General features: G+C 47.6%; 18 protein-coding genes. 12 read left to right on the top strand and 6 right to left on the bottom strand.

All coding sequences use genetic code 11. The annotated features are described in order from the left end of the window. Positions 1 to 71: 71 nt before the first annotated feature. Entirely contained in the window at positions 72 to 614 is a 543-nt protein-coding gene (locus HB364_RS03140; RefSeq protein ID WP_167286439.1) for a CopD family protein, read from the top strand. A 496-nt stretch (positions 615 to 1,110) separates the two neighbouring features. Here HB364_RS03140 and HB364_RS03135 read toward each other — a convergent pair whose 3' ends face one another. Then, positions 1,111 to 4,917: a T9SS type B sorting domain-containing protein gene (locus HB364_RS03135; protein WP_167286438.1), complete on the bottom strand. Its 3,807-nt coding sequence runs from the start codon at positions 4,915 to 4,917 to the stop codon at positions 1,111 to 1,113. Between the two features lie 428 nt (positions 4,918 to 5,345). Here HB364_RS03135 and ileS point away from each other — a divergent pair, with 428 nt between their 5' ends. After that, the gene (ileS, locus tag HB364_RS03130; protein ID WP_167286437.1) at positions 5,346 to 8,759 is read left to right on the top strand and encodes an isoleucine--tRNA ligase; all 3,414 of its coding nucleotides are present in this window, start codon (positions 5,346 to 5,348) and stop codon (positions 8,757 to 8,759) included. A 4-nt stretch (positions 8,760 to 8,763) separates the two neighbouring features. Next, positions 8,764 to 9,627, top strand: coding sequence for a TraR/DksA family transcriptional regulator (locus tag HB364_RS03125; protein ID WP_167286436.1), 864 nt, complete (start codon positions 8,764 to 8,766; stop codon positions 9,625 to 9,627). 157 nt (positions 9,628 to 9,784) lie between these two features. Here the strand turns inward: HB364_RS03125 and HB364_RS03120 are convergent, their stop codons facing one another. Continuing rightward, the gene (locus HB364_RS03120) at positions 9,785 to 11,923 is read right to left on the bottom strand and encodes a S9 family peptidase (protein ID WP_167286435.1); all 2,139 of its coding nucleotides are present in this window, start codon (positions 11,921 to 11,923) and stop codon (positions 9,785 to 9,787) included. Between the two features lie 90 nt (positions 11,924 to 12,013). After that, positions 12,014 to 13,828: an ABC transporter ATP-binding protein gene (locus HB364_RS03115; protein ID WP_167286434.1), complete on the bottom strand. Its 1,815-nt coding sequence runs from the start codon at positions 13,826 to 13,828 to the stop codon at positions 12,014 to 12,016. A gap of 140 nt (positions 13,829 to 13,968) precedes the next feature. On the opposite strand from HB364_RS03115, the gene rbfA reads away from it, so the two are divergent. Further along, a complete protein-coding gene (rbfA, locus tag HB364_RS03110) occupies positions 13,969 to 14,346 on the top strand; it encodes a 30S ribosome-binding factor RbfA (protein ID WP_167286433.1) in 378 nt (125 codons plus the stop codon). A 115-nt stretch (positions 14,347 to 14,461) separates the two neighbouring features. Beyond that, positions 14,462 to 15,688 carry an FtsX-like permease family protein gene (locus HB364_RS03105; protein WP_167286432.1) on the top strand — a complete coding sequence of 409 codons (1,227 nt, stop codon included), beginning with the start codon at positions 14,462 to 14,464 and terminating at the stop codon, positions 15,686 to 15,688. A gap of 133 nt (positions 15,689 to 15,821) precedes the next feature. Here the strand turns inward: HB364_RS03105 and HB364_RS03100 are convergent, their stop codons facing one another. Continuing rightward, complete coding sequence (locus HB364_RS03100) at positions 15,822 to 16,658, bottom strand: transketolase (protein WP_167286431.1); 837 nt, start codon at positions 16,656 to 16,658, stop codon at positions 15,822 to 15,824. Between the two features lie 234 nt (positions 16,659 to 16,892). Here HB364_RS03100 and HB364_RS03095 point away from each other — a divergent pair, with 234 nt between their 5' ends. The 7 genes from HB364_RS03095 (at position 16,893) to HB364_RS03065 (ending at position 23,149) form a co-directional block, all read left to right on the top strand. Next, the gene (locus tag HB364_RS03095; RefSeq protein WP_167286430.1) at positions 16,893 to 18,017 is read left to right on the top strand and encodes an MraY family glycosyltransferase; all 1,125 of its coding nucleotides are present in this window, start codon (positions 16,893 to 16,895) and stop codon (positions 18,015 to 18,017) included. A gap of 86 nt (positions 18,018 to 18,103) precedes the next feature. Continuing rightward, positions 18,104 to 18,667, top strand: a complete 564-nt coding sequence (frr, locus tag HB364_RS03090) for a ribosome recycling factor (RefSeq protein WP_167286429.1) — start codon at positions 18,104 to 18,106, stop codon at positions 18,665 to 18,667. Between the two features lie 99 nt (positions 18,668 to 18,766). Further along, positions 18,767 to 19,528: a PPK2 family polyphosphate kinase gene (locus HB364_RS03085; protein WP_167286428.1), complete on the top strand. Its 762-nt coding sequence runs from the start codon at positions 18,767 to 18,769 to the stop codon at positions 19,526 to 19,528. A 110-nt stretch (positions 19,529 to 19,638) separates the two neighbouring features. Continuing rightward, a complete protein-coding gene (gene mscL / locus HB364_RS03080; protein WP_167286427.1) occupies positions 19,639 to 20,067 on the top strand; it encodes a large conductance mechanosensitive channel protein MscL in 429 nt (142 codons plus the stop codon). Between the two features lie 71 nt (positions 20,068 to 20,138). Continuing rightward, the gene (locus tag HB364_RS03075) at positions 20,139 to 21,182 is read left to right on the top strand and encodes a DUF3078 domain-containing protein (protein WP_167286426.1); all 1,044 of its coding nucleotides are present in this window, start codon (positions 20,139 to 20,141) and stop codon (positions 21,180 to 21,182) included. A gap of 114 nt (positions 21,183 to 21,296) precedes the next feature. Continuing rightward, positions 21,297 to 22,196 (top strand): segregation and condensation protein A, encoded by a 900-nt coding sequence (locus HB364_RS03070; RefSeq protein WP_167286425.1) that lies wholly within the window; start codon positions 21,297 to 21,299, stop codon positions 22,194 to 22,196. A 101-nt stretch (positions 22,197 to 22,297) separates the two neighbouring features. Then, positions 22,298 to 23,149 (top strand): pirin family protein, encoded by an 852-nt coding sequence (locus HB364_RS03065; RefSeq protein WP_167286424.1) that lies wholly within the window; start codon positions 22,298 to 22,300, stop codon positions 23,147 to 23,149. Here the strand turns inward: HB364_RS03065 and HB364_RS03060 are convergent. Then, positions 23,146 to 23,787, bottom strand: a complete 642-nt coding sequence (locus HB364_RS03060; protein WP_167286423.1) for a murein L,D-transpeptidase catalytic domain-containing protein — start codon at positions 23,785 to 23,787, stop codon at positions 23,146 to 23,148. The two genes, HB364_RS03065 and HB364_RS03060, sit on opposite strands and share 4 nt — an antisense overlap. 110 nt (positions 23,788 to 23,897) lie before the next feature. Beyond that, positions 23,898 to 25,832 (bottom strand): 1-deoxy-D-xylulose-5-phosphate synthase, encoded by a 1,935-nt coding sequence (dxs, locus tag HB364_RS03055; RefSeq protein ID WP_167286422.1) that lies wholly within the window; start codon positions 25,830 to 25,832, stop codon positions 23,898 to 23,900. Positions 25,833 to 25,979 lie beyond the last annotated feature (147 nt).

The following is a 25,979-nucleotide window of genomic DNA, read 5'->3' as shown; positions in this document are numbered from 1 at the left end:
TGTCAATGTGAGGCGATCGCTGACTAACGGCAAGATATACTATTTAGTAAGTTCCATTTGAACTACTCACCATGTACTTATACATCAAAGCGCTCCACATCATTTTTATTGTCACCTGGTTTGCGGGTATGTTTTATATGCCGCGGTTATTTATTTATAATGCCGAGACGGCTGACAAACCAGAAGCGGTACGGCAGGCTTTGAGAGAACAATTTGGCGTGATGATGAAAAGACTGTGGTATGGCATTACCTGGCCATCTGCTGTTTTGACATTGGTACTGGGTTCCACTGTCTGGTATTTATTGGGTGTCACGCCACAATGGCTGGTAATAAAGCTCATTTTCGTGGCAGGATTGTACGGATACCATATTTCCCTCCATATTATATTCCGGCAGCAGCAGCGGGGTATTTTTAAATACAGTTCGCAGCAACTCCGCATCTGGAATGAAGTAGCTACCATTTTCCTGGTAGCCATTGTGATACTGGTAGTGGTAAAACAAAGCCTCAGCTTTGTGTGGGGTATTGTTGGATTGCTCCTCTTTGTGATCGTACTGATGAGCGCCATCAGGATTTATAAGTACCTGCGGGAGAAGAAGAAAGGCAACAAGGCATAAAGGCATTGAGGCAACGAGGGGGTGCCAGAGGTCTTGCTTTTTCTTTTAAATCAATGAGTTACAGTGGTAAGCACAAGCTTGTAATACAAAACCAGATAATAGTATATTACCGTAATGAATTGTAAAACAATAAAATAGGAGGAGATTGAAAACGGGAAGTATATAAAAGAGAAAAACCTTTCCAACGCCTGTAGAGTTTTTAAAGGAAAGGGGAGCAGGAATACTCCCCTTTTTAACCCCTAAACCCTAAACCGTAGAAAAGGTTTTTCATGTAATGCATTATAAAAATAATTCAAATATCTTAAATAACCGCAGTAAAATTTCTTAGGATTTGTTGCAATTTTAAACCACCGTAAAAACACTCTCTCTGCTCGCTGGTTTAACTCTTACTGCATCATTGCAACGTGAAATATATTTCCATAAATTATGCCAAACGTGAAGTTTTGGGAAAAACTATTTTCTAATGAATAAGTTTGTTAAAGGTTTTAATGCCTTTTTAACGAATCAATGTAACAGAGCCCGACTGCCGCAAAAACTTACCATGTAGGTCAATGCCCTCAATTACCCAATAATAGGTAGCAACTGGTACATTTTGTCCATTTTTTTTCCCATTCCACACTAATTGGAGGTCTTTGCTCTCAAATACTAACTGTCCCCAACGGTTGAAGATCTTTAGTCCGTTTAATTTGAAATACCCAGTTACACTGATACGGAATTCGTCATTAATACCATCATTATTAGGGGTAAAGGTATTGGGTATGTCCAATTTTGTTTCATCTATGACCTTCACGCTCACCCGCCCTGGTTCGCTGGTACAGGGTCCGGCCTGGTATATAATATAATAATGTGCGTCTTCCGGAACTTTTTTGAGGATGAACAGGCCCGTCTGGTTCTGTTCAAGGAGTGTATTGGTAGCAGCATTATACAATGCGTAGCCAGCGCCGGTTATGGGGTTTTTTACGGTTAGGGTGGCATCTGTGTTCCGGGGGATGGTAATATTATCATACCGCGGTGCAGGTAAGGTACTGACAACCTGTGTAATAGTATATACACTACTCCTTAATGTGCAACCATTAATATCTGTTATAAGTAACTGGTAACCGCCTTCAGTTAAACCAGTGATATCTTTTTGCCGGCCAACCGGCGCATTATTGCTGTTATACCATTGATATTGAAGCGTTCCTGCGGCGCTGGTGGCTTGTATGCCGGTAATACTGCCGGTGCCAAAACCACATTTATCGGGCTGGGTGATCGCTCCGCTTTCATCCATGGCCGGAAGCGGCTGCATACGGATGGTCGCTTTATAGATCGCTTGCTCACAGCCGTTGGTGTCGGTAGTGATAAGGAAATAGTTGGCCGGGTTCAGGTTGGAAATTGACAAGCCGGTGCCTGCCTGGCTGATGCTATCCTGCAGCCAACGGAAACTGAATAAGGCCGCATTGTTATTTAACTGCCCCACATTGATACTGCCGTTGGATTGATTACAGGTAGCATCTTTTACCACTGCCTGTGTTACGGAAACCGGTAAAGGACTGGCCATACCCACTGTATAAATATGGCTAAGGACTGTGCAGTTGTACGTGCTGTTAATGGCCGATAGCTGGTAATTCCCCGCGGGTAAATTAATGATGTCTGCATTGTTACCTACCACCTGGTTGGTATTTACATTGCGCCATTGCCAGGTGGTAGCGCCGGCTATTTGCATACCGGTAATGCTGCCATTGATCCTTGTACAACCGGTGGGATGAATGGTGAGCGCCGAACTATCAAGCCTTACTTCACCATTACTCAGTACTTCAAAGATGGCAGATGCCACGGTATCGCAACTACTTTGGTCTTTGATCTTGAGCTGATACCTTCCTGCTTTTACATTTTGCAGGTTCAGGTTATTACTTACTATTGCTCCTGTTGCATCTTTCCATAAAGCCACTACCGTTCCCATGGTATTGATGGTGGTAATATTAAGGATGCTGCCATTGGCATTGCCACAGGTAGCATGATTGATCTGTGCGTTGGTGGTAACCAATGTTGGCGCCGGTGTGGCGGCTACGGTAATATAAACCGTGGAATCTCCGCAGCCTGCTGTATTGTCCAGCACAATTAATTTATAACGGCCGGCAGGCACATTGACCAGGTCACGGGTGGTGGCCACTACATTCCTGCTATCATCTATCCATTGTATGGAAGAGAAATCCATCCCCGACAAGGTGATACCGGTAATAGTGCCATTGGCTTTGTTGCAGGTGGTAGCCGTTGTTTGTACATTGGTGGCATCTACGTCCGGAGAGGTATTGGTGACGGCATAGAACCTGGTGACCTTGCTGCAGGAGCCATCGCTTACCCTGAACCGGTACATGCCGGGTGGTACGTTGGTAAGACAGGCATTGGTGCTTACTGTAACACCCGACGCATTTTCCCATGCCCAGCTTACAGCGCCGATGGGCGTGAGACCGCAAACAGCACCATTGTTTTTATTGCAACGGGCATTGGTGATGGTAATGCCTGCGCTGGAGTCAATGTTGAGTGTGTTATCCGGGATCACAAAAGTAAATTCTTCCTGGCAGGTGCCTGTTCCTATCGGCAGCCACAGGGTGTAAGTGCCGGCCGGTACATTGTTGAGGCAGGTATCACGGCCCACCACGGCGCCGGTTTCATCCCGCCATTCCCAGCCCGAGCCGCTGATGATCTTCAATCCGCAAACAGATCCCAGGGCATTGCAGCTCACGGGCGTGATGAGCAGGTTACCATCTTCCAGCCGGGGCGCTGAATATTCAGAAGTGGCGCCCAGGGGATCGGTGGCTGTAGCAACAATACTTTTACCGGTAAGTGTGGGATGGGTATAGGTCCATTGACCGGCAGCATCGGCGATGGTCACGAGGCCGAGATGTGTTTTGCCTTCACAGTTGGGACAATCATCATCGGCGTAAAGATCAATGGTAGCGTTGGGCAGGGCTGTTCCGCGAATGGTGCCGGTAGCCTGGTCAAGGCCATTGATGGTAACAAAAGGTTGTGGACGGGCACCGTTGAACGTGGTCCAGTTATCAATGTATATGCCTCTTTTGTTATTGTTACAATACGTGCTATTGTAGCGGAAAGTGATATTGGACGAACCATTGGGTGTAATGGCCATCTGGCTGCAATAACGGATGAAGTTTTCATTACCAGGAGCGGTACCGCCAATGATGCCCATGGTGCAGCCTGCTATAGAAATGCCAACAACGAGGGTAGCACCCCGGAAAGGAGCGTTTCGTTTTTCACCACCAATGAGGTTTTGTTCAATAGCAAAATAGCTTTTAACATCCGCGAGAGCGATACCAATGTTGCGCGATCTGCCAGCCATGTAATTTTTGCGGATGATGATGCCGGCATCGGCCCTGGTGAGAGAGTTCAATTTGGTGTAAGACTGTATGGCGATACCCATGATGGAAGTGGCTGCCAGCATATCACCATTTATATCTATCCCCAGTTTATTATTGACGATGACGATGCTGTCATTGAGTGCCGCATTGGGATGGCCAATGCAAAAAATATCGTCGAGTGCATTGGAACGATTGCCTTCTTCCGGGGCCTCCCCTCCTATAAAGAGATCGGTGGCGCGGTCAAAATACAGGCTATAGTCATTGGTGGCCGGTACACCAGGATCCCCGGGGCGGGAGCCGGCAATCAGTACCGTGGAAATGCCATTTTCATGCACGCCCATGAAGTTGGATTGCACGGTAATGTGGTGGCAGGCGGTACCCCGGAAGTTTTCGGCAAATACACCTCTTTTCCAGCCACTGATGAGGTTGCCCTTACCCGGAGCGCCAATGATCACTTCACTGCAATTGCGCAGATCGATGGCATACAGATGACTGGGTGGCCTGCCGCTGGAGCGATCGCCTACCTGCGCCCATAAGAAAAGACCGTAGATCTGTATATTGGTGGCATTGGTGGCCTGGAAGATGTAATAATAGAGGCCGTCGTCGGTAAAAAAACCTTGTATGGCCACCCCTACTTTGGCTTCGGTAACGCCAAAAGGATCACCCCGTTGTGAACTTCCGTCAATGACAATATTGGAGGTAAGCCCGGGAAGGGGTTGATTGGGATTAAGCAGGATGGTAACGGGGCCGCGGCCTGAAGGCAGGTTGAAGAGGATATAATCGGTAACAGCGGTACCATTGGCATTGGCCTTTTCAATGGCATCCCGCAGGCTGCCGGCGCCCGTAGGCCGGGAGCTGGTGACCACAAAGGTATCGGCCCGTGTGGCGAGGTAGCTGGATAAGGTTATGACTAGCCAAAGGCAGGTCAGGTATAGTTGTCTCATGTAGTTCTGGCTGCTTTAAAGTTACTGAAAGCGCGCCAGATAGCCTGAAAGGTAAGTGGGGAAAGTTGGCTGGAAAAGCGGAAAGTTGGGTGGGTAATGGTAGTGGAATGCGCTGAGGGTTGTCTGGGAATGGTCAGAGAATGGTCTAAGAGTGCTCTGGAATAGTACTGTATAGAGCCATCCCCGTGCTATCTTAGTGCTATCTCAGAGCATTCCCGTAGCCTTTTGCTACCAGTTGGGTACACTGGGCATACCCCTACAATATCACCCTCTGTAGCTATTGCCATATTTTGGTATTTTATAATTTGATTGGACGCATTTGAGCCTAACCCTACAGATACGGCCCTGAAGCAGCCCTATATAGTATATTTCTGTAACTTTGCACACTTTTTAATTACAGTTTTACCCGGCTTTACGCTAAAGAAATTATGTCATCCAAATACAGAGAGTTTTCGCATTTGAATTTACCTGCCATGGAGCAGGAAATACTGGCCTTGTGGAATGAGCAACAGGCTTTTGAAAAAAGTATGTCGGTACGGGATGGGGCAACCCCCTTCGTATTTTATGAGGGACCGCCCAGTGCCAATGGTATGCCCGGCATTCACCACGTTATCAGCCGTACCCTGAAGGACTTGGTATGCCGGTATAAAACGATGCAGGGCTTCCAGGTAAAACGGAAAGGAGGCTGGGATACCCACGGTCTGCCGATTGAGTTGGGCGTGGAAAAGGAACTGGGCATTACCAAAGAAGATATTGGCAGGAAGATCTCCGTGGAGGAGTACAATCAGAAATGCCGGGAAGCGGTATTGCGGTATAAGGACAAGTGGGATGATATTACCCGCAAGATGGGTTATTGGGTAGACCTGAATGATCCTTATATCACTTTCGATAATAAGTATGTGGAGACCCTGTGGTGGATACTGAGCACCTTGTATAAGAAAGGCCTGCTGTATGAAAGTGTGAGCATCCAGCCTTATTCACCTGCTGCCGGTACCGGTTTAAGCTCACATGAGCTGAACCAGCCGGGCACTTATAAGATCGTGAAGGATACTTCAGCGGTAGTGATGTTTAAAGCAAAGCAGGATGCGAAGACGGAATTCCTGTTTAAAGTTGCGGGCGAAGGAGCTGAGGTTTTCTTCATGGCGTGGACGACCACTCCCTGGACGCTGCCTTCCAACCTGGGCCTGACAGTTGGTGGTAATATTAATTATGTACTGGTAAAAACGTTTAATCCTTATACGCACCTGCCTATAAACGTGGTGCTGGCGAAAGACCTGTTGGGTAAGTATTTCAAACCCGAAGGTGAAACTGCCGACTTCAGCGCCTATAAGGAAGGCGATAAGTTATTACCCTGGAAGATACTGGCTGAATTTAAAGGCAGGGATATAGAAGGCGCGCACTATGAGCAGTTGCTGCCTTTTGAGGCCAATTCGCCGGAATCCATCAGTTACAGTATGCCCGATCCAAAGCCATTCCAGGTATTGGTGGGTGATTTTGTGACTACCGAAGATGGTACCGGTATCGTGCATACAGCTCCCGACTTCGGCGCCGATGATTACCGGGTAGGTACAAAGTATGGCATTGGATATTTCACAGGTATCAATGAATACGGAAAAAGAGAAAAGCTGGTGTTGGTCGACAAGCAAGGTAAGTTTGTTGAGGGCCTGGGCGAGTTTAGCCACCGCTATGTAAAGGATTATAAAAACGAACCGAATTACGTAGATGTGAATGTTGATATCTGCGTAAAGCTGAAGAAAGAGAACCGTGCTTTTAAGATAGAGAAGTACGAACACAATTACCCCCATTGCTGGCGTACCGATAAGCCGGTATTGTATTATCCGCTGGATGCCTGGTTTATCAAAACCACCGCCCTGAAGGATAAAATGGTGGAGCTGAATAAAACGATCAACTGGAAACCCAAATCCACCGGTGAGGGCCGCTTTGGCAACTGGCTGGAGAATATGGTGGACTGGAACCTGAGCCGTAGCCGTTTCTGGGGTACCCCCCTGCCGGTATGGAGAACGGAAGATGGAGCGGAGGAAGTATGTATAGGTTCGATCGGTGAACTGAATGCGGCTATTAAGAAAGCCAATGAAGTGCTGGGTGGCGAGGTGAATAAGAACTACCTGCATGAAGGTATCCTGGACCTGCACAAGCCTTATGTGGATGAGATTGTGCTGGTGAGCGCCTCCGGCAAACCCATGAAGCGCGTATCCGACCTGATTGACGTATGGTTCGACAGTGGCGCGATGCCTTATGCCCAGTGGGGACTGGATTATGACAAGCTGGCGGCGGGCGACCCGTGTCCGTTCAAAGCGCCTTTTGACCAGAACTACCCGGCTGATTTCATCGCCGAAGGGGTGGACCAAACCCGCGGCTGGTTCTATACCCTGCACGCTATTTCTTCTTTACTGTATGAAAGTGTGGCTTATAAGACCTGCGTGTCCAACGGCCTGGTGCTGGATAAGACTGGCGCCAAGATGAGTAAACGTCTGGGGAATGTGGTAGACCCGTTCAAGACGATCGAGCAATTTGGGGCCGATGCCACCCGCTGGTACCTGATCACGAATGCCTCTCCCTGGGATAACCTGAAGTTTGACCTGGATGGTATTAAAGAGGTGCAGCGCAAGTTCTTCGGTACCCTGTATAATACTTACCAGTTCTTTGCCCTGTATTCCAATGTGGACGGTTTTGCCTTCAGGGAGGCTTATGTGCCCCTGGAGCAGCGCCCGGAAATAGACCGCTGGGTCCTTTCCTCGCTCAATACGGTGATTAAGAAGGCCACGGAATATATGGATGATTATGAGCCTACCCAGGCTGGCCGGGTAGTGGAAGAGTTTGTGGATGAGCATCTTAGCAACTGGTATGTGCGCCTTTGCCGCCGCCGTTTCTGGAAAGGGGAGTATGAGCTGGATAAGATCTGCGCATACCAAACCCTGTATGAGTGCCTGGAAACCATTGCGAAACTGATGGCGCCCATTTCGCCCTTCTTCAGCGATATGCTGTTCAGGAACCTGAATGCGGTAACCGGCCGACATAAAGAACAATCGGTACACCATGCTTTGTACCCCAAGGCTAATGAGGCGGCCATTGATAGCTCCCTGGAGGAGCGGATGCAACTGGCGCAGGACATTTCGTCACTGGTATTATCACTCCGCAAAAAAGTGAATATCAAGGTGCGTCAACCCCTGCAAAAGATCCTGATACCGGTATTGAATCCGGGTATGAAGGACCAGGTTGTGCGGATAGAAGACCTGATCAAGAGCGAAGTAAACGTGAAGGAGATTCAGTATCTCACGGAAGATGCCGGGTTTATCAAAAAGAAGATCAAGCCCAATTATACAGCCCTGGGTAAGAAGCTGGGGGGTAAAATGAAGGCCGTAGCTGCCGCTTTGGCCGGTTTTTCACAGGAAGATATCGCCCGTTTAGAAAAAGAAGGGTCTATTTCATTGTTTATTGATAACGAACCCTTAATATTACAGGTTAATGAAGTGGAGATCGCCAGCGAGGATATTCCCGGCTGGATGGTAGCCAACAAAGACTCTCTGACCGTAGCACTCGACGTAACCGTAACCCCCGAGTTGATCAACGAAGGCAATGCCCGCGAATTGGTTAATCGTATCCAGAAAATTCGAAAGGATAATGGCTATGAATTGACTGACAGGATTGCAGTACAGGTCACCAATCACCAGGATCTGAAACAGTCAATAGCCCAATTTAATAACTATATTTGCGCCGAAATTTTGGCAGACACATTGGAATTGGTACCCGAATTGCCCAATGGCACTGAAATTGAGGTGAACGATATTTCACTAAAAGTGTTCGTTATAAAAAAAGCCTAACAGTATGGCAACCAAGAAGAAAGCAGCTAAGCCAGCTAAAAAAACGATTGCACCTAAGAAGGCAGCGCCGGCTAAAAAGCCTGCTGCCAAACCTGCTGGTAAAGTTAGTAAGCCTGCTCCCAAGCCCGTAGTCAAAGCTGCGAAGCCGACGGCCAAACCCAATGGCAGTAAAGCTGTTCCGGACAAGAAGCCGGCTGCTAATAAACATGCTGTGGTTGTTAAACCTGCCGCTAAAGTTGTAAAACCCGAACCAAAACCATTGGTGAAAAAAACTGTTCCTGAACCCGTGAAAGTGGAAAAGAAACCCGAAGTACCGAAAGAGGAAGTAAGGAAACCTGACCCGGTCCCGCCCCCGCCGCCGCCCAAAAAGCCGGTAGCACCCGCCAAACCAGTGAAGGTGGTAATTCCTGAAATTAAAACGAAAACGGTTCGAAAGTATGAACCGGAGTTTACGAAATCCGTATTGGATCAACCAGAAAACACTCAAACAGGACCGACCATGCGTTACAGCGATGCCGAATTAGCAGAGTTCAAAGAACTGATCTTAAAAAAACTGGAACAGGCTAAGAAAGAACTTTCTTATCTGCAAGGTTTGATCACCCGCAAGGATGAAATGGGTGGAGATGAAACCGAAAACCGTTACATGACCATGGAAGATGGTAGCATGAGCATGGAACGGGAGCAGTTGGCCCAAATGGCCAGTCGCCAGATCAATTATATTGATCACCTGGAGAAAGCCATGATGCGCATCGAGAATAAAACATATGGTATTTGCCGTGTTACCGGAAAGCTGATTGACAAAGCCCGGTTAAAAGCAGTGCCACATGCTACCTTGAGCATCGAGGCGAAACAGATGATGAATAAATAATTGTTTCTTAACATTATTAGCCTATAAAACAGGTTGCTGCAAAGCGACCTTTTTTCGTTTATAAGAGGCAGAGCATGATGGGAAAAGGTGAGTAGTATAAAAAAAGACCGTCATGCGACGGTCTCTTTCAGACAGAGCAAGATATGTTGTTGGAATATCAGAATCCTCTTGGTGCCGGAGTAGTGGTAGTACCGGTGAATACGGCTGGCAGCGGTTTGCCCAGCAGGTTCTGGTACCAGAAAGCATAAGCCTCATTGCGGTTATGCTGCCCCTTCTTCATGTTATTGGCGCCGATGCCATGTCTTTCACCCGGGTACACCATGAACTCAAAATGCTTACCCAGGTTCTGCATTTTGTCTATGAGGGTAAGACTGTTTTGCATGTGTACGTTATCGTCAGAGGTACCATGCACGATACGCAGCAGGCCCTTGTACTTTTCAGCATAGGCCATCGGAGCTGTATTTTTATAACCCTCCGGATTTTCCTGCGGGGTATCCATGAAGCGTTCTGTATAGTGCGTATCATAGAAGTGCCAGTCGGTAACAGACGCATTGGCTACACCGTGTGTAAATACATCGGCGCCATACGTGAGCGCCATACAGGTCATATAACCGCCGAAGCTGCCGCCGGTCATAGCTACCTTCGTAGTGTCTACCCAGGCTTGTTTGCGCAGCCATTTGCCACAGGTCATGTAGTCTTCTATTTCCCATTTGCCGAGCTGGCGGTGGATATAGTTCAGTCCCGCTTTACCAAAGTGGCCGCTGCTGCGGTTGTCGAAAGCCACCTGTATAATACCTTCCTGCGCCCACCATTGGGAAATGCCGGAACCACGCCAGCGGTCATATACCGTACCGGAATTGGGCCCGCCATAGATGCTGATGAGTACCGGGTATTTTTTATTGGGATCGAAGTTCACCGGGTAAGTAATGATCATGGGCAGATCAAACACATCATCTCCTGATTTTACGCGCACCAGTTCCGATTTGGGTAAGGCATAAGTGTCAAAATCGCTTCCCTTGCTATCGCCCAGTGTACGGATCACCTTGCCTTTGGCATCGGCCAGGGCCATGGTGGTAGGCGTGGTGAGATTGGAATAGGTGGTGATGAAATATTTACCGTTGGGTGAAAGGTTGACCTGGTCATGGGAGTATTCACCAAAGCTCAGGCGGGTGAGTCCCTTACCATCGAGCCCTACTTTATAGAAATCAAAGCGGGCAGAGTTTTCTTTGCGTGCACGGAAGTAAATGAGCTTTGCCTTCTCATCTACTTTGGTAATGGAAGTACCCCAGAAGTTACCGGTAGTAACCTGGTTGATGAGCTTACCGGTAGCATCATGGTAATACAGGTTTTCCCAGTCATCTTTATCACTCTTGAGGATAAAGCCTTTGCCGGCAGCCAGGAATTCTATGCGGGCAGCTTCGTCAAGGTCGATCCATGTTTTTTGCTTTTCATCATATACTTCTTTTTTGGCCCCTTTGGTAAAATCTATAGTATAGATCTTCAGGTTATCCTGCCCGCGGTTCATCCATTGCACCCATAGCTGACCTTCCGGTGTCCAGAAGGGAGTGCCGAAATATTGATCATCTTTCGGGTTGAAGTCGGCCCATACAGTAGCACCGGTGGTTACGGTAGCAATGCCCACTCTTACTTCGGGGTTCTTTTCACCGGCTTTGGGATAACGTTCGTTTTCGAGATAGCCATCCTGGCCATCCAATACGTAGATGGGAAATACAGGCACCTGCGCATCATCAAAGCGCATGTAGCAAATGCGTTTGCTGTCGGGACTCCACCAGAATGCTTTATAGCGGCTGCCGCGCCCGAGTATTTCTTCATAGTATACCCAGGAGGCATAACCGTTAAGGATGGTTTCCGAGCCATCTTGGGTGATTTGTACAACCTCTTTGGACGCCAGGTCCATGGCGTAGAGGTTATTGTCTTTCCGGGTATAGGCCACCCATTTCCCGTCGGGGGAGGTGGTGATGTTGCGGGCATCCGACACACCAATGGAGGGTACCGTTTGCTGCCGTGGTTCGGCAGGAACGGGACCGGTGTAGGGTTGCGACTTACCCGTTTTAACATCTACGGAAAGGAAGACGGTTTTACCGGCTGTATCTTTTTGTAATTCGATATAGTGTTCATCATCCACCCATCCGCGGATAACGGGGAGCGGTTTGGTGGTATTGGACGCAGCATTTTTAAATAGCTGATCGTACGTGAAATTCTTTTGTGCCGTTGACGATAAGGCAACAGCCAGTAACAGCAGGCAGGCTGTGCCGGATAGAATTAGCTTTCTCATGTAATGAAATATTGCAGGGGTGAATGTACGAAAATGAGTGAATTGGGGGCGGAGAAGGGATTGGTTTGTGATAAGTGGTTAAAAGAGGTTCTATTTTACTTCCTGCATTTCTACCAGTCTTTTATAGAAGCCGTCCTGGCCAAGTAATTGATCGTGAGTACCCCGTTCAACGATCTTTCCTTTTTGCAGTACGATGATCTCATCGGCGTGACGGATGGTGCTGAGGCGGTGGGCAATGACAATGCTGGTGCGGTTGGCCATCATTTTGTTAATGGCATCCTGTACCAGTCGCTCACTTTCTGTATCGAGCGAAGAAGTGGCTTCGTCGAGTATTAAGATGGGCGGGTTCTTGAGTACCGCCCGGGCAATAGTTACCCGTTGACGTTCACCACCACTCAGTTTGTTGCCGCGGTCGCCGATATTCGTTTGGTAATTGTCTTCCTTGTGCATGATGAAATCATGGGCATTGGCAATGCGGGCTGCTTCTTCAATTTCATCAATGGTGGCTACGGGGTTGCCCAGTGCAATATTGCTGGCAATGGTATCATTGAACAGGATGGGTTCCTGCGTTACAATCCCCATCTGATCACGGAGGGATAGTAAAGAATAATCTTTAATGTTAACCCCGTCAATGAGCAACTCACCACTGGTTACATCGTGAAAGCGGGGCACCAGGTCGGCCAGGGTCGATTTACCGGCGCCGCTGGAACCTACCAGGGCAATGGTCTTTCCTTTTTCAATGGTGAGGTTGATATTATCGAGGATGGTGATGTCTTCATATTTGAAGGTCACATTGCGGAACTCAATAGATTTTTGGAAGGTAGCGAGTTGTTTGGGATTGGCGGCTTCTTCCACGGCCAGCGGCGCTTTGAGTATTTCTTCTATTCTTTGAATGGCAGCCGCACCACGTTGTGCATTGTAGAAGGCGGTTGACAAGGCTTTGGCAGGGTTGATGATCTGGGTGAAGAATACCACATAGGTGATGAAGGCCGCAGGTTCTATGTAATTGTCAAATACCAGCTTGCCGCCAAACCACAGGATGCAGCTTAGGGTGAGTACGCCCAGGAATTCAGATATGGGAGAGGCCAGGTCACGGCGGAATGACATTTTCACCCGGAGGTTGTGCAGGAGATTGTTGGTAGTAAAAAAGCGGTTGCCCAGCAGTTTTTCAGCATTGAAGGCTTTGATCACCCGCAGGCCGGTGAGTGTTTCATCGAGGACAGACAATAGCAATCCCTGTTGTTCCTGGGCCATAGTGGATTGTTTTCTCAGGCTACGGCTTATCCGGCCAATGATAAAGCCCATCAGGGGTAGTAATACTACCAGGAATAAAGAGAGCGTGGGGCTTAAGAAGACCAGCCAAAATAGAATGATTAATATGGTCAGCGGTTCCCGGATAAGTCCTTCAAGGGTGCCCACAACGCTCCATTCAATTTCGTTCATGTCGTTACTCATGCGGGACATGATATCGCCTTTGCGTTGTTCGGTAAAAAAACCGATGGGCAGGATGAGGATCTTCCCATACATATCGCGCCTGAACTTGGTCATTACCCGGTTCCGGAGCGGTACCATTACCCGGAGAGAAAAGTAATAGAACAGGTTTTTGAAAAGAATGGATATGATCAATACCGTACAAATGATTGCCAGTGCCCGCTCACGTCCGTGGATGACGATCAATTGTCCCAGTTGGTATTTGAGGTAGTCCATGATACCCGTGGAGTTGAATTCAAATACCGGCTCTTTCACGATGGTCTGCTCTATGCCAAACAACAATTGCAGGAAAGGGGCCAGCATACCCAATGACACGAGTGAGAACAAAACGGATAATAAGTTGAACAGTAAGTATAAGCCCATTTTCCCTTTCTGGTCACGGAGGTAAAAGAGAATCGTTGAAAATCGCTTCATGAATGTTAAAATAGTTCAATAATAGGGTCCTTGCCTGTCCTTTTACAGTTAAATACGCTGTTTGTTGTGCTAATCTGCGCCAGGAATGGCCATAAACAGCGCAAAGTAACTAATTTTACCACGATAAAATCGTTAAGGATATGCAAGAAGGGAAGCGACAAAAACAAATAGCCGGCCTGTTGAATGAAGAGCTCAATGCCATTTTCCAGCGCCTGGGGCTCACGATGATCAATGGTGGCATGGTGTCTATCGTTACGGTAAAAGTAACGCCCGACCTGCTGGAAGCCCGCATTTACCTGAGCCTGTTCCAGACTGGCGACCCGCAGGCTACGCTGAAGAAGATTGAGGAAAGAGCCTGGGAGATCAAAAAGGAGCTCACCGCCCGGGTGGCCAAACAACTTCGCCGCATGCCCGAACTGAGGTTTTACCTGGACGATACGCTGGACCATGTGTTTAAGATGGAAAACCTGTTTAAGAAGATCAATGACGATAAGAAGGAAGAGGGAAGTGAAGAGTAGTGAGTAGGCACAAGCACGCCCCACACTTGTCAGCGCTGCATGCTTGCGCCAGTGCAGGGACAGGAAAGTGCGGTAGCAACCCGAAACTACAAACCCGAAACTCAAAACAGTTTTAATGAATTTCCTTTTCGCCTGGCGCTATTTTAAAGCAAAGAAGTCGACCAATGCCATCAATGTCATTGCATGGATCAGTATGGTGGCCATTATGTGTATCACCTTTGCCTTTATTGTAGTGCTCAGTGTGTTCAATGGGTTTGAAGGGCTGGTGAAGTCCCTATATTCTTCTTTCTATCCCCATGTACTCATCTCCCCTAAAGCAGGTAATAAAACGATCCTGGTATCACCGGAACAACTGAAGCAGTTGAGCGCGGTGAAAGATGTGGTGCATTATACGCGCATCATAGAAGAGAAAACCCTTTTGCTGAATGGAGATATCCAGGTGCCGGTTGAACTGAAAGGCGTAGATGAAAATTATACAAAGGTTACTGGCGTTGCACAGAACATTGTTCGTGGCCAGTATGCTACCGGCACAGCCGACAGGCCTGTTATTGTATTGGGCAATGGAGTGGAAGGAGCGCTGGACCTGGAATCGGACAAGAATATGTTCCCGCTGGTAGCTTATGTATTCAAAGGGGGTGCATCAGTTAATGTGACCGACCTGTACCAGTCGGTAGCTGCCGACAATGTTACTACCGGCGGCACTTTCCTGATACAGGCCGATATTGATAATAAGTATGCCATTACGAATATTGATTTCATGCGGCGGATGATGGGGTTGAAGGAAAATGAGTACAGCCACCTTGAGATTGCCCTTACCGATGAAAGGAAGGGAGACGCTGTAGTAAAGAACCTGCGGCAGCTCTTTGGCGGCAACTATGTGGTAGAAACACGCTATGAACAAAACAAGAGCCTGTACGGCGTGATGACGCTGGAGAAATGGGCCATCTATGCTATTCTTACCTTAATGCTCATTGTCTCTGCTTTTACCATGATCGGTGGATTGACAATGCTGGTACTGGAAAAGCAAAAAGATATACAGGTGTTGAAAGCCATGGGCGCCAACAACCGGCTGATACAAAAGATATTTCTGAGTGAAGGATTGCTGCTGGCAGGCATTGGCGCTATCACTGGTATTGTACTGGCCGTGCTCTTTTGCTGGGCGCAGGTACAGTTTCACCTGATCTCCCTCGAAGGCGGCACTTTCCTCATTGATTATTATCCTGTAAAACTGGTGGCGGGCGATTTCCTGTTGGTCGTTGCTACTGTATCGCTGGTAGCATTGATCGCTTCCTGGTTCCCTTCACGCAAGGCAGCACTGCAGCCGATAGAGTTGAAGAGTTAGGAGGAAAGGCAACGAGGCAGCAAGGCATAAAGGCAACGAGCTTAAAACTACGAGGGTTTATAAAAGAAAATCCGGAATGCGAAGTCTGATGCGCATGCCGGATTTTTTATTTACAGTAATTAAGAAGTCCTTACTAATAATCGCCCAATGTTTCGGGCAATTGGGCCAACGCCTTTTGCAATTGCTCATCATTGGGGGCGATGCCATGCCATTCATGGGAGCCCTGCATGAAGTCAACGCCACTGCCCATGGCTGTGGTCATAAGGATAACGATGGGCTTGCCTTTGCCAATAAAGGTTTTGGCTTTTTCCAGGGCAGCTACTACTGCCTCTACGTCATTCCCTGTTTCCAACCTGATCACTTCCCAGCCAAAAGCGTCGAACTTGGCGCCTAGGTCAAGCAGGTTCATTACTTTTTTAGTAGGTCCGTCAATTTGCTGGCCATTCCAGTCAACAGTAGAGATGAGGTTATCTACCTTATGGTGGGCGGCAAACATGATGGCTTCCCAGTTCTGGCCTTCATCCAGTTCACCATCTCCGTGTAAAGAATACACAACATTCTTTTCACCATTCAGCTTTTTGGTAAGGGCAGCGCCAATAGCTACACTCATACCCTGACCGAGGGAACCGCTGGCAATGCGTATACCGGGCAGGTGCTCATGGGTAGCAGGGTGGCCCTGTAACCTGGAGTTCAGTTTGCGGAAAGTAGATAATTCTTTAATATCAAAATAGCCGGAACGGGCCAATGTGGAATAGTATACCGGGGAAATATGACCATTGGATAATACGAAAACATCCTCATTGGTGGCGTTCATATTGAATTGCGGGTTGTGCTGCATTACTTTAAAGAAAAGGGCTGTAAAGTAATCTGTGCATCCGAGGGAACCGCCTGGGTGACCGCTGGCAGCGCCATGTACCATACGAACAATATCGCGTCTAATCTGCGTGGCAATGTCTTTTAATGGGGGCATAAGCTGTCTTTAAAATGTGGAAGCAAAACTACATGAATTTGCATTTGGCCCATTAGTGGGACTAAACTTTTTATTGATTTTTATGTCTAAAAACTTCCTTATTTACAATAAAGTATCTATTACAGAAGTTGTTATTTCAGAAATAGGCCGTAGTTTTGCTCCCGGCATCAAATTTGCCCCCAACGGCCCTGATTAGCAGCACGTATGTAAATTTGGTCACCAATAACCAGGCTGATGTTTGATGTATTACTATCAATAGCTATTTCTTTTACGATCACTTTTTTAGCTATCCCGGTAATTATAACCGTAGCGGAAAGAAAAAAACTTTTCGATTTGCCTAATGAGCGGAAGATTCACCAGAATCCTATTCCTTCGCTCGGTGGGTTGGGCATTTTTGCCGGCTTTATTATGGCCTGCCTGATTGCTATCCAGTTCAACGCTACACCCGAATTTCAATATTTCCTCGCCGCCTGTTTTGTGATCTTCTTCCTCGGTTTAAAAGATGATATACTGGTTATATCACCCATTAAAAAATTTATCGGGCAGGTACTGGCTGCTTTCCTGATCATTTATAAAGGCGGTGTACAGATCAGAAGCATGCATGGTTTTATGGGCATTCATGAATTGCCCGAATCCTTTAGCCTGCTCCTGACCTACTTTACCGTTATTGTGATCATTAATTCCTTCAACCTGATTGATGGTATAGATGGCCTGGCCGGAAGCCTGGGATTGATGGCGGCTACCGTTTTCGGGTTCTATTTCCTGCAGGTGGATATGGCTGCCTACTCTATCCTGGCCTTTAGCCTGGCGGGTAGCCTGGCTGCCTTCCTCATCTTTAATTTTCACCCCGCCAAGATCTTTATGGGCGATACAGGGTCGCTACTAATAGGATTGATCAATTCCATACTGGTGGTAAAATTCATTGAAGTGGCCAATGCGGTTAATATTCCTTATCCCATTGCGGCTTCACCGGCTATCGGGTTTGCCATCCTCATGATACCGCTGCTGGATACATTACGGGTATTTGCTATCCGTATTGTAAACCGCCGCTCGCCCTTTAGTCCCGACCGTAACCACGTGCACCATTTATTGCTGGATAAAGGGCTTTCACACCGCAGTATTACCTTGCTGCTGGTATCCATCAACCTGTTTGCCATTGTGACTTCCTATGCCCTGCGCAATTCCGGCTGCACCTGGATCATACTGGCCCTGCTGATCATATTTTTTACCGGCATTGCCGCCCTGTATTATACCCGTCACAAACCCCGCCTGTTTGTAGCCCGCACGGTAGAACCGGAAAATAAGAATTCCCGCATCGTACCCCTGACGAAGGATACCATCCTGGAGCAGAAGAATTAGTGAGTGCATTTGCTGCTGGCTGCTGAATTCTGGATTCTGGTTTTCTGTATTCTTCCTACATTTGCAGCGCATTAATATTCACATATATGTCTGACGAGTTAAATAAAATTGAAGAACATGTGCTTGAAGCCATGGAAAAAGCCATTAACCACCTGGAAACAGAACTGATCAAGGTGCGGGCCGGTAAAGCCAACCCCAATATTGTAGATGGTATTGTGGTGGATTATTACGGTACGCCCACCCCCATTAACCAGGTAGGCAATATTACTGTTGCGGATGCACGTACGCTGAATATACAGCCCTGGGAAAAGAATATGTTGCAGCCTATTGAGCGTTCCATCATCAACGCCAACATCGGCATTACGCCCCAGAATGATGGTAATATCATCCGTCTGTTCATGCCGCCTTTGACCGAAGAGCGCCGCCGGGAACTGGTAAAGCGCGCCCAGGGCGAAGGAGAACATTCCAAGGTAGCCATCCGTAATATCCGCCGCGATGCGATGGAGCAGGTGAAGAAATTACAAAAGAACGGCCTCAGTGAGGACGTAGCCAAGGATGCCGAAAAGAACATACAGGAAATGACCGATAAGTACATTGCCCTGGTGGAAAAACACCTTGCCGCCAAAGAAAAGGATATCATGACCGTATAGTTTTTTTTACTATACCCAAAGCATATCAGCCACTTCACCCCGAAGTGGCTTTTTTTATGCGCCTAAAATATAATACCTTAAGTAATTGAAATACCAATTATGGGAAAGATCAGGCTGGATGATATCTCTACGCGGGCGCCAAAAGACTTCGATAAGGAAGCTACCAAAACAAAAACACAGGAAATATTGCAGGAACTGGATGAACTGCAGAACCTGTTGTTTGCCGAATCCAAGCATGCCATACTGGTCATTTTACAGGGGCCTGATGCCAGTGGCAAGGACGGCGTGATACGCAATGTATTTACTTCTATGAACCCGCAGGGGATCAATGTAAAATCATTCAAAACACCCACCGCCCTGGAGCTGAGCCATGATTTCCTGTGGCGCATACATGCCGTTGTTCCTGCCAAAGGCATGATACATATATTCAACCGCTCACAATACGAGGATGTACTGATAACGCGCGTGCATAAATGGATTGATGATGAAGGGGCCTATAAACGAATGAAGGCCATTAATGATTTTGAACGGTTGTTACAGGAGCACAACAGTACCCGGATATTGAAGTTTTACCTGCATGTATCGCCCGAAGAACAACAGGAGCGGCTGCAGGAACGTATCCAGGACCGAACGAAGCAGTGGAAGTACAATGAAAATGACTTTAAGGAGGCAAAGTTGTGGAAGGAATACCGGAAAGCTTATGAGGATTGCCTGGAACATTGCAATGATATTCCCTGGACCGTTGTGCCGGCCGATCAGAACTGGTATAAGGAATACATGATAGCTTCGGAACTGCTGGCCACCTTGAAGAAGCTGGATATGAAATACCCCGGATTGAAGAAAAGCAATGAAGGTTTCTGATAGTGCTGGCAGGTGGATTTTTTTATAAGGATAATCCGTTTTATGGTTATCGCTTATATATTACTAAATTTATGATGGTTTTTATCTTCTAACCGTTAAAACAACTGACCATGGGATTTATCAAAGAGTTTAAGGAGTTTGCTATCAAAGGCAATGTTATTGATCTGGCGGTGGGTGTGATTATCGGCGGAGCTTTTGGAAAGATCATTGACTCAGTGATTAAAGATCTTGTGATGCCCATCGTTGCGGCCATTGTAGGCGCCCCTGATTTCAGTAATGCCTACCTGCCGTTAAAATCGGGCATACCACGTGATCTGGCATTGGCAGAAGCCCAGAAGTTAGGGCCTGTATTTGCCTATGGCAGCTTTATCACGGTAGCTATCAACTTCCTTTTGCTGGCGCTGGTCATTTTCTTCATGGTAAAAGGGATCAATAGTCTTAAGCGTAAACAGGAAGCTGCACCTGCCGCACCCGCACCCCCTACCGCAACCGAACAATTGCTGATTGAGATACGCGATGAGTTAAAGAAAAAGAGTTAAATGTGGGCGTTATCTCCCGCATTTTGAGTATCTTCAAAATAGCCTTATACCAAACCAAACTATCTTATAATATGAGAAAATCGCTCTTGCTCACGATATTCAGCGTGTCGTACGTTATTGCCTTTGCCCAGGATGCAGGCGTAAAAGATATGAAAGCCCAGTCGGAGAAAAAGCTGGCGGCTGATACATCCCATAAATCAGGCTGGAAGAAAGGAGGGGTCTTTTCCCTCAATGTAGGCCAGGGCGGCAGCCGCAACTGGGCAGCCGGCGCTGAAAAGTTCTCCTTCACAGTAGCCGCTTATTTAAGCCTCTATGCCAATAAAAAATCCGGCAGGTTCTTTTGGGATAATACCCTTGATCTGGGATATGCCATGGTGAATACCACTTCACAGGGCAACCGTAAAACGGATGATAAGATTGACCTGTTCAGCAAAGCGGGCTATGAACTGACCAATACCTTGAGCGTAGCAGGAGTGGTTAACTTCAGGACCCAGTTTTATGACGGATTCGATTATAATTACCGGGGTAAAGGATACCAACGGCGGATATCAGGCTTTTTTGCCCCGGCTTATCTGGTCGTGGCGCCGGGTATTGACTGGCACCCTGTGGACTATTTCAGCGTTTTTGTTTCTCCCATCTCTACCCGCCTGGTCATCGTTACCAATCAGCCTAAGAGTTATTTTTATCCCGCCGGTGATCCGGGCGTCGATGGCGGCGCTTATGAAGCTCCTTTATCTACCTTTTATGGCGTTGATCCCGACCGGGAAGTAAAAATGGAGGCCGGCGCTTATGCCTCGGTCAACTTTAATAAAGAGATCCTTAAAAATGTAATCTATAAGAGCCGTCTTGACCTGTATTCCAACTACCTCAAAACATACCGGTTTACCCCCACAGGTCCCGATCAGTTACAAATAACTAAGATCAGCGCCAAGCCCCAGAATGTGGATGTTTTCTGGACCAATGCCATTGTGATGAAAGTAAATAAGTTCCTGAATGTTACCTATAACTTAGATCTTATATACGACGATGATGTGCGCCAGTTTGGCCCCGATAAAACATCGGCTGCCACCCAGATAAGGTCATTGCTGGGTGTGGGTATTTCTGCTAAATTCTGATCTGGGATTTCCTTACATTTGTCCGCTCTGCCGGAAGGTTTTTTGCCCGAAAGGCGGGAAGACGGGAAGGGCAAATACCTTCCCGGTCCCTTTTTATCTATTAAATAAGCTCGTGTGAATCAATCCAGTTACCAGATCAAGTTACCGCAGTTTGAAGGCCCTTTCGACCTCTTGTTATTCTTTATTGAGCGGGACGAACTGGATATCTACAATATACCCATTACCAAGATCATCAAGGATTTCATGGATTATATCCATGGTGAGCAGGGATTGAACATTGAGTTGTCCAGTGAGTTCATCCTCTTTGTATCTACCCTCATGCGCATCAAGGCCAAAATGCTGTTGCCGCGCAAGGAAGTGGATGAGCAGGGCAATGAAATAGACCCCCGCCAGGAACTGATTGACAAGATCCTGGAGTACAAACGCTATAAGGAAGCGGCGGTGAAGATGGCCGAAATGGAAGCTATCCGCATGCTGATGGTAAGGCGTGGTAACCTTCAGAAGGAACTGGCCACCATTGGCGAAGAGACCGGTGAAGGTACTGAGATACAAACCATTACGCTCTTCAAGCTGATGAAGACCTTCGAGAAGGTGATGAAGCGGCTGGAACAGCGTAATGTAAAACCCGTGCATACGGTGGTACGGTATAACTATACCATGGACGATAGCCGGGAATTTATGCTGAGCAGTGTGAAGAAAGAAAAGGTAGTGTCTTTTGAAAAGGTGTTTGAGATCTGCCAGGACCGTATTCATGCCATCTTCCTTTTCCTGTCCATACTGGAGCTGGTACAAATGAAATATATGACCCTCATGGTAGGGGAAGGCCGCAATAATTTTATTCTCGAATTCAACGAGAACCGCGAAGAAGACCCCATCCTCGACGCCAGGACCCTGGGCCTGGAACCCCCGTCAGCCATCTCTTCCGATGAACAACCCATCGGTGGATTGTTTGGCCAGGAGCCCCCCGCTGACGAACCGTCTACCGGTGAAGACGCCACTGACGAAACGGCGTAAAATACTCCCTTATTACTGCCAATACGGAATAGGTACAATAGTTGGTGTTTAAACGCCGAACCTATTGTTATTGACTGTATTTAAACAAAAAAGGAGTATGTATGACTACCAGAACAATAGCGCAGATTATAGATGCTACCAATGAAAGGGTAGGCCCGTTCGGGATCAGGAATGTATTGCCTGCCCGCACCTTGAAACAGGTAGATCCGTTCCTGTTGATACACCATATGAAACCTAATGTGATCGAAGCCGGCTCGGAAGTAAGACTGCCGCCCCATCCCCATGCAGGCTTTGAAGTGGTGACTTACCTGCTGGATGGTGAGTTCTTTCACCGTGATAGTAAAGGGCACGACCAGGTGGCTACCGGTGGCGATGTTAACTGGATGACTTCCGGCAATGGTATCGTACACTCAGAAGGCCCTACACCTGCTTTCCTGCAACGGGGTGGTACCGTGCAGTTACTGCAGGTATGGATCAACCTGCCGGCCGATAAGAAAACACTGGATGCTTCTTTCCGGCATTATGCTTCGGCTACCCTGCCCCAACAAACCGGTGAAGGCGCCTGGGTGAAAACCTTGATCGGTAGTTACAAGGGACAAACATCGCCCATTGCTACCCATACACCGATGTTCCTGCACCACGTGAAGCTCAAAGCCGGCGCCTTGTTTACCCTGCCCGTTGATAATTCGTACTCTTCGGCCTTATATGTATTGGATGGAAAAATAAAATTGCTGGGAGAAGAAGTGAAGGCTGGACAATTGGCCGATTTTCATATTGATGGCGATCAGTTGGTATTTACGGCTGTTAGTGATGCCGATCTGATCGTATTCGGCGGACAACCGCTGAAAGAGAAAGTAGTCAGTTATGGACCTTTTGTAATGAATAGTTTTGAAGAGATCCAGGAAGCGATCAGGAAGTATGAGATAGGAAAGATGGGTGTGTTGGATTATTAGTTAAAGATCCATAACAATATTGGCCGCGGCGATGCATCAATCGTTGCGGCTAATTTTTTTAAGAAAGCAGGTGATACAGTAGGGCAGCCATCGCTCTGGCAGATGGGGTAGGGATCTACTTCTGCCACGGGTACACATTCATGGGAATGCAGTACTACATATCTTTTAAAAGCATTGCTGTTGGTGGAATCCTGCCCGTGTAATTTATAGGCCAGGCCAAACCTGCCTTTATAAGCGGCGCCGATCTTGTACCTGCCCAGTGAAGTACAGCCGCAGCCCACTTCATTGCCATAGCGGCGTCCGTTGAGCCAGTCTTCATTGCAGCGACCATGCGTTACCAGTCCGGCTTCTGTAATAGAATCTTTTTTCAGGTCATATACAAACAGCCTGTTCTTACCCGACTCAATGCTCATGTCTACCAGGAAGCACAACTCGGTATTGTATTTATGCCGGGCGGCATAGTCTCTCGCCCGGGCTGCCCGCGATTCCAGTTTAAGCAGGAGCTTTTTGTGCAGGTTGGCTGCTACATTATGCTTCACCGGTGTACGGCCGGGTTTCATTTTAGAATAATACCAGGCAGCACTGCCCAGTATGAACAATACCACGGTGGCAAGAGTCAGCAGCAAAAAACGTTTCATGGCAGAAGGGGGTTATGGCAGATCAGATGCCATAAGAACGCTACTCCATAAACGAATAGTGGCAAAATGCTGTTAAAGATTCCTGAAGGTTTGCTCGTCGCTCACAGCTATTACTGTAACAGTGACCCTACGGTTACTTTGTCTTTCATCAGCTCCCGTACGGTTTGTGCAATGCCGGCGGCATCATAGCCACATTCGCGGTGCAGTTCTTTGGGTGTTCCATGCTCTACCAGGCGGTCGGGGATACCCAGCATCTTCACCGTTGCATGGTAATTGTGCTGCGCCATGAATTCCAGTACCGCACTGCCAAATCCACCAACAATAGTACCATCCTCAACAGTAACCACCTTGTCAAATTTGCTGAACACTTCATGCAGCAGGGCTTCATCCAGCGGCTTCGCAAAACGCATGTCATAATGCGCCGGGTTCAGTCCTGCTGTCTTCAGTTCGCGGATGGCAGTGGTCACAAAATTACCAGGATGGCCCAGGGAAAGAATGGCTACATCATCGCCATCTTTCAACTTGCGGCCTTTGCCGATGGGAATCTCCTCAAAGGGCGTTCTCCATTCGGGCATCACCCCTTCGCCACGCGGATAGCGGATCACGAAAGGATGTGTTTCATTACTGTCCAGTTGGGCCGTATACATCAGGTTGCGCAGCTCGCTTTCATTCATCGGCGCGCTGATCACCATGTGTGGGATACAACGGAAATAAGGAATATCATAAGCGCCGTGGTGCGTAGGTCCGTCCTCCCCCACCAGTCCTGCACGGTCCAGGCAGAAGATCACCGGCAGCTTTTGTATGGCTACATCATGTACCACCTGGTCATAGGCGCGCTGCATGAAAGAAGAGTAAATATTACAGAATACCTTCAGTCCCTGGGTGGCCATACCGGCGCTGAGCGTTACCGCATGCTGCTCACAAATACCTACGTCAATAGCGCGGTCGGGCATTTGCTCCATCATGAACTTCAGGGAAGAGCCGGAAGGCATGGCCGGCGTAATGCCAAATACATTTTTATTCTTTTCCGCCAGTTCTATAATCGTATGGCCAAATACATCCTGGTATTTGGGAGGCTGTTTCGTTTCAAACGTCTTCTTATAGATCTCCCCGGTGATCTTATCAAACAGGCCGGGTGCGTGCCACTTGGTTTGGTCTTTCTCGGCCAATGAATACCCCTTGCCTTTCACCGTAATAATATGTAGCAGCTTGGGGCCGGGTATCTTTTTCAGGTCCTGCAGGGTATCTACCAGCTTGGTGATATTGTGCCCGTCAATAGGGCCGAAATAACGGAGCTTCAGCGCCTCAAACAGATTACTGCTTTTATTCACAAATCCTTTAACGCTGTGTTCCAGTTTACTCGCCATATCGCGGGTAAAATTCTTACCTACCGGCAGCTTACCCAGCGCTTTCCAGATATCATCCTTTAAGCGGTTATAAGTATGGGAAGTAGAAATATCGGTGAGGTATTCCTTCAGGGCGCCCACATTGGGGTCAATGCTCATATTGTTATCATTCAGGATGATCAACATATCCGCATCGGTCACCCCGGCATGGTTCATGCCTTCAAAAGCCAGTCCGGCAGTCATGGCGCCATCACCAATAACAGCTACCGACTTACGGTTTTCCCCCTTGTGTTTGGCGGCCATCGCCATACCCAGTGCAGCGGAAATGGAGGTGGAAGAATGCCCCACGCCAAAAGTATCGTATTCGCTTTCACTGCGTTTTGGGAAACCGCTCAGGCCATTGTATTTCCGGTTGGTGCTGAAATTATCCCGGCGGCCGGTCAGTATCTTATGTCCATAAGCCTGGTGACCTACATCCCAAACCAGTTGATCGTAAGGAGTATTATAAATATAATGAAGGGCTACAGAAAGTTCTACCACGCCCAGGCTGGCGCCAAAGTGACCACCGTGAACACTCACTACATCAATGATATATTGACGTAATTCATCGCACAACTGATGAAGCTGTTCCCTGCTTAGTTGTTTGATAGCAGCAGGAGACTGAATGGTTTTGAGTAAGGGACCGGGAGCAATTTCCATCAGGGAAAAATTTATGGCTCAAAAATACTATTTTATAGGTTGAATTTCAGGGATTCCGGCTTTTTGGGATTTGCTTAGGAATTCCTGTACAGCCTTTTATCGGGAGCCTGGACTAAAAGGGTGCCCCGGTTGGATATATTGGATTGA

Source organism: Paraflavitalea devenefica, assembly GCF_011759375.1.
Classification (GTDB): domain Bacteria; phylum Bacteroidota; class Bacteroidia; order Chitinophagales; family Chitinophagaceae; genus Paraflavitalea; species Paraflavitalea devenefica.
Note: the sequence above shows the minus strand (reverse complement) of the source record. Positions and strands in the feature narration are given on the sequence as shown.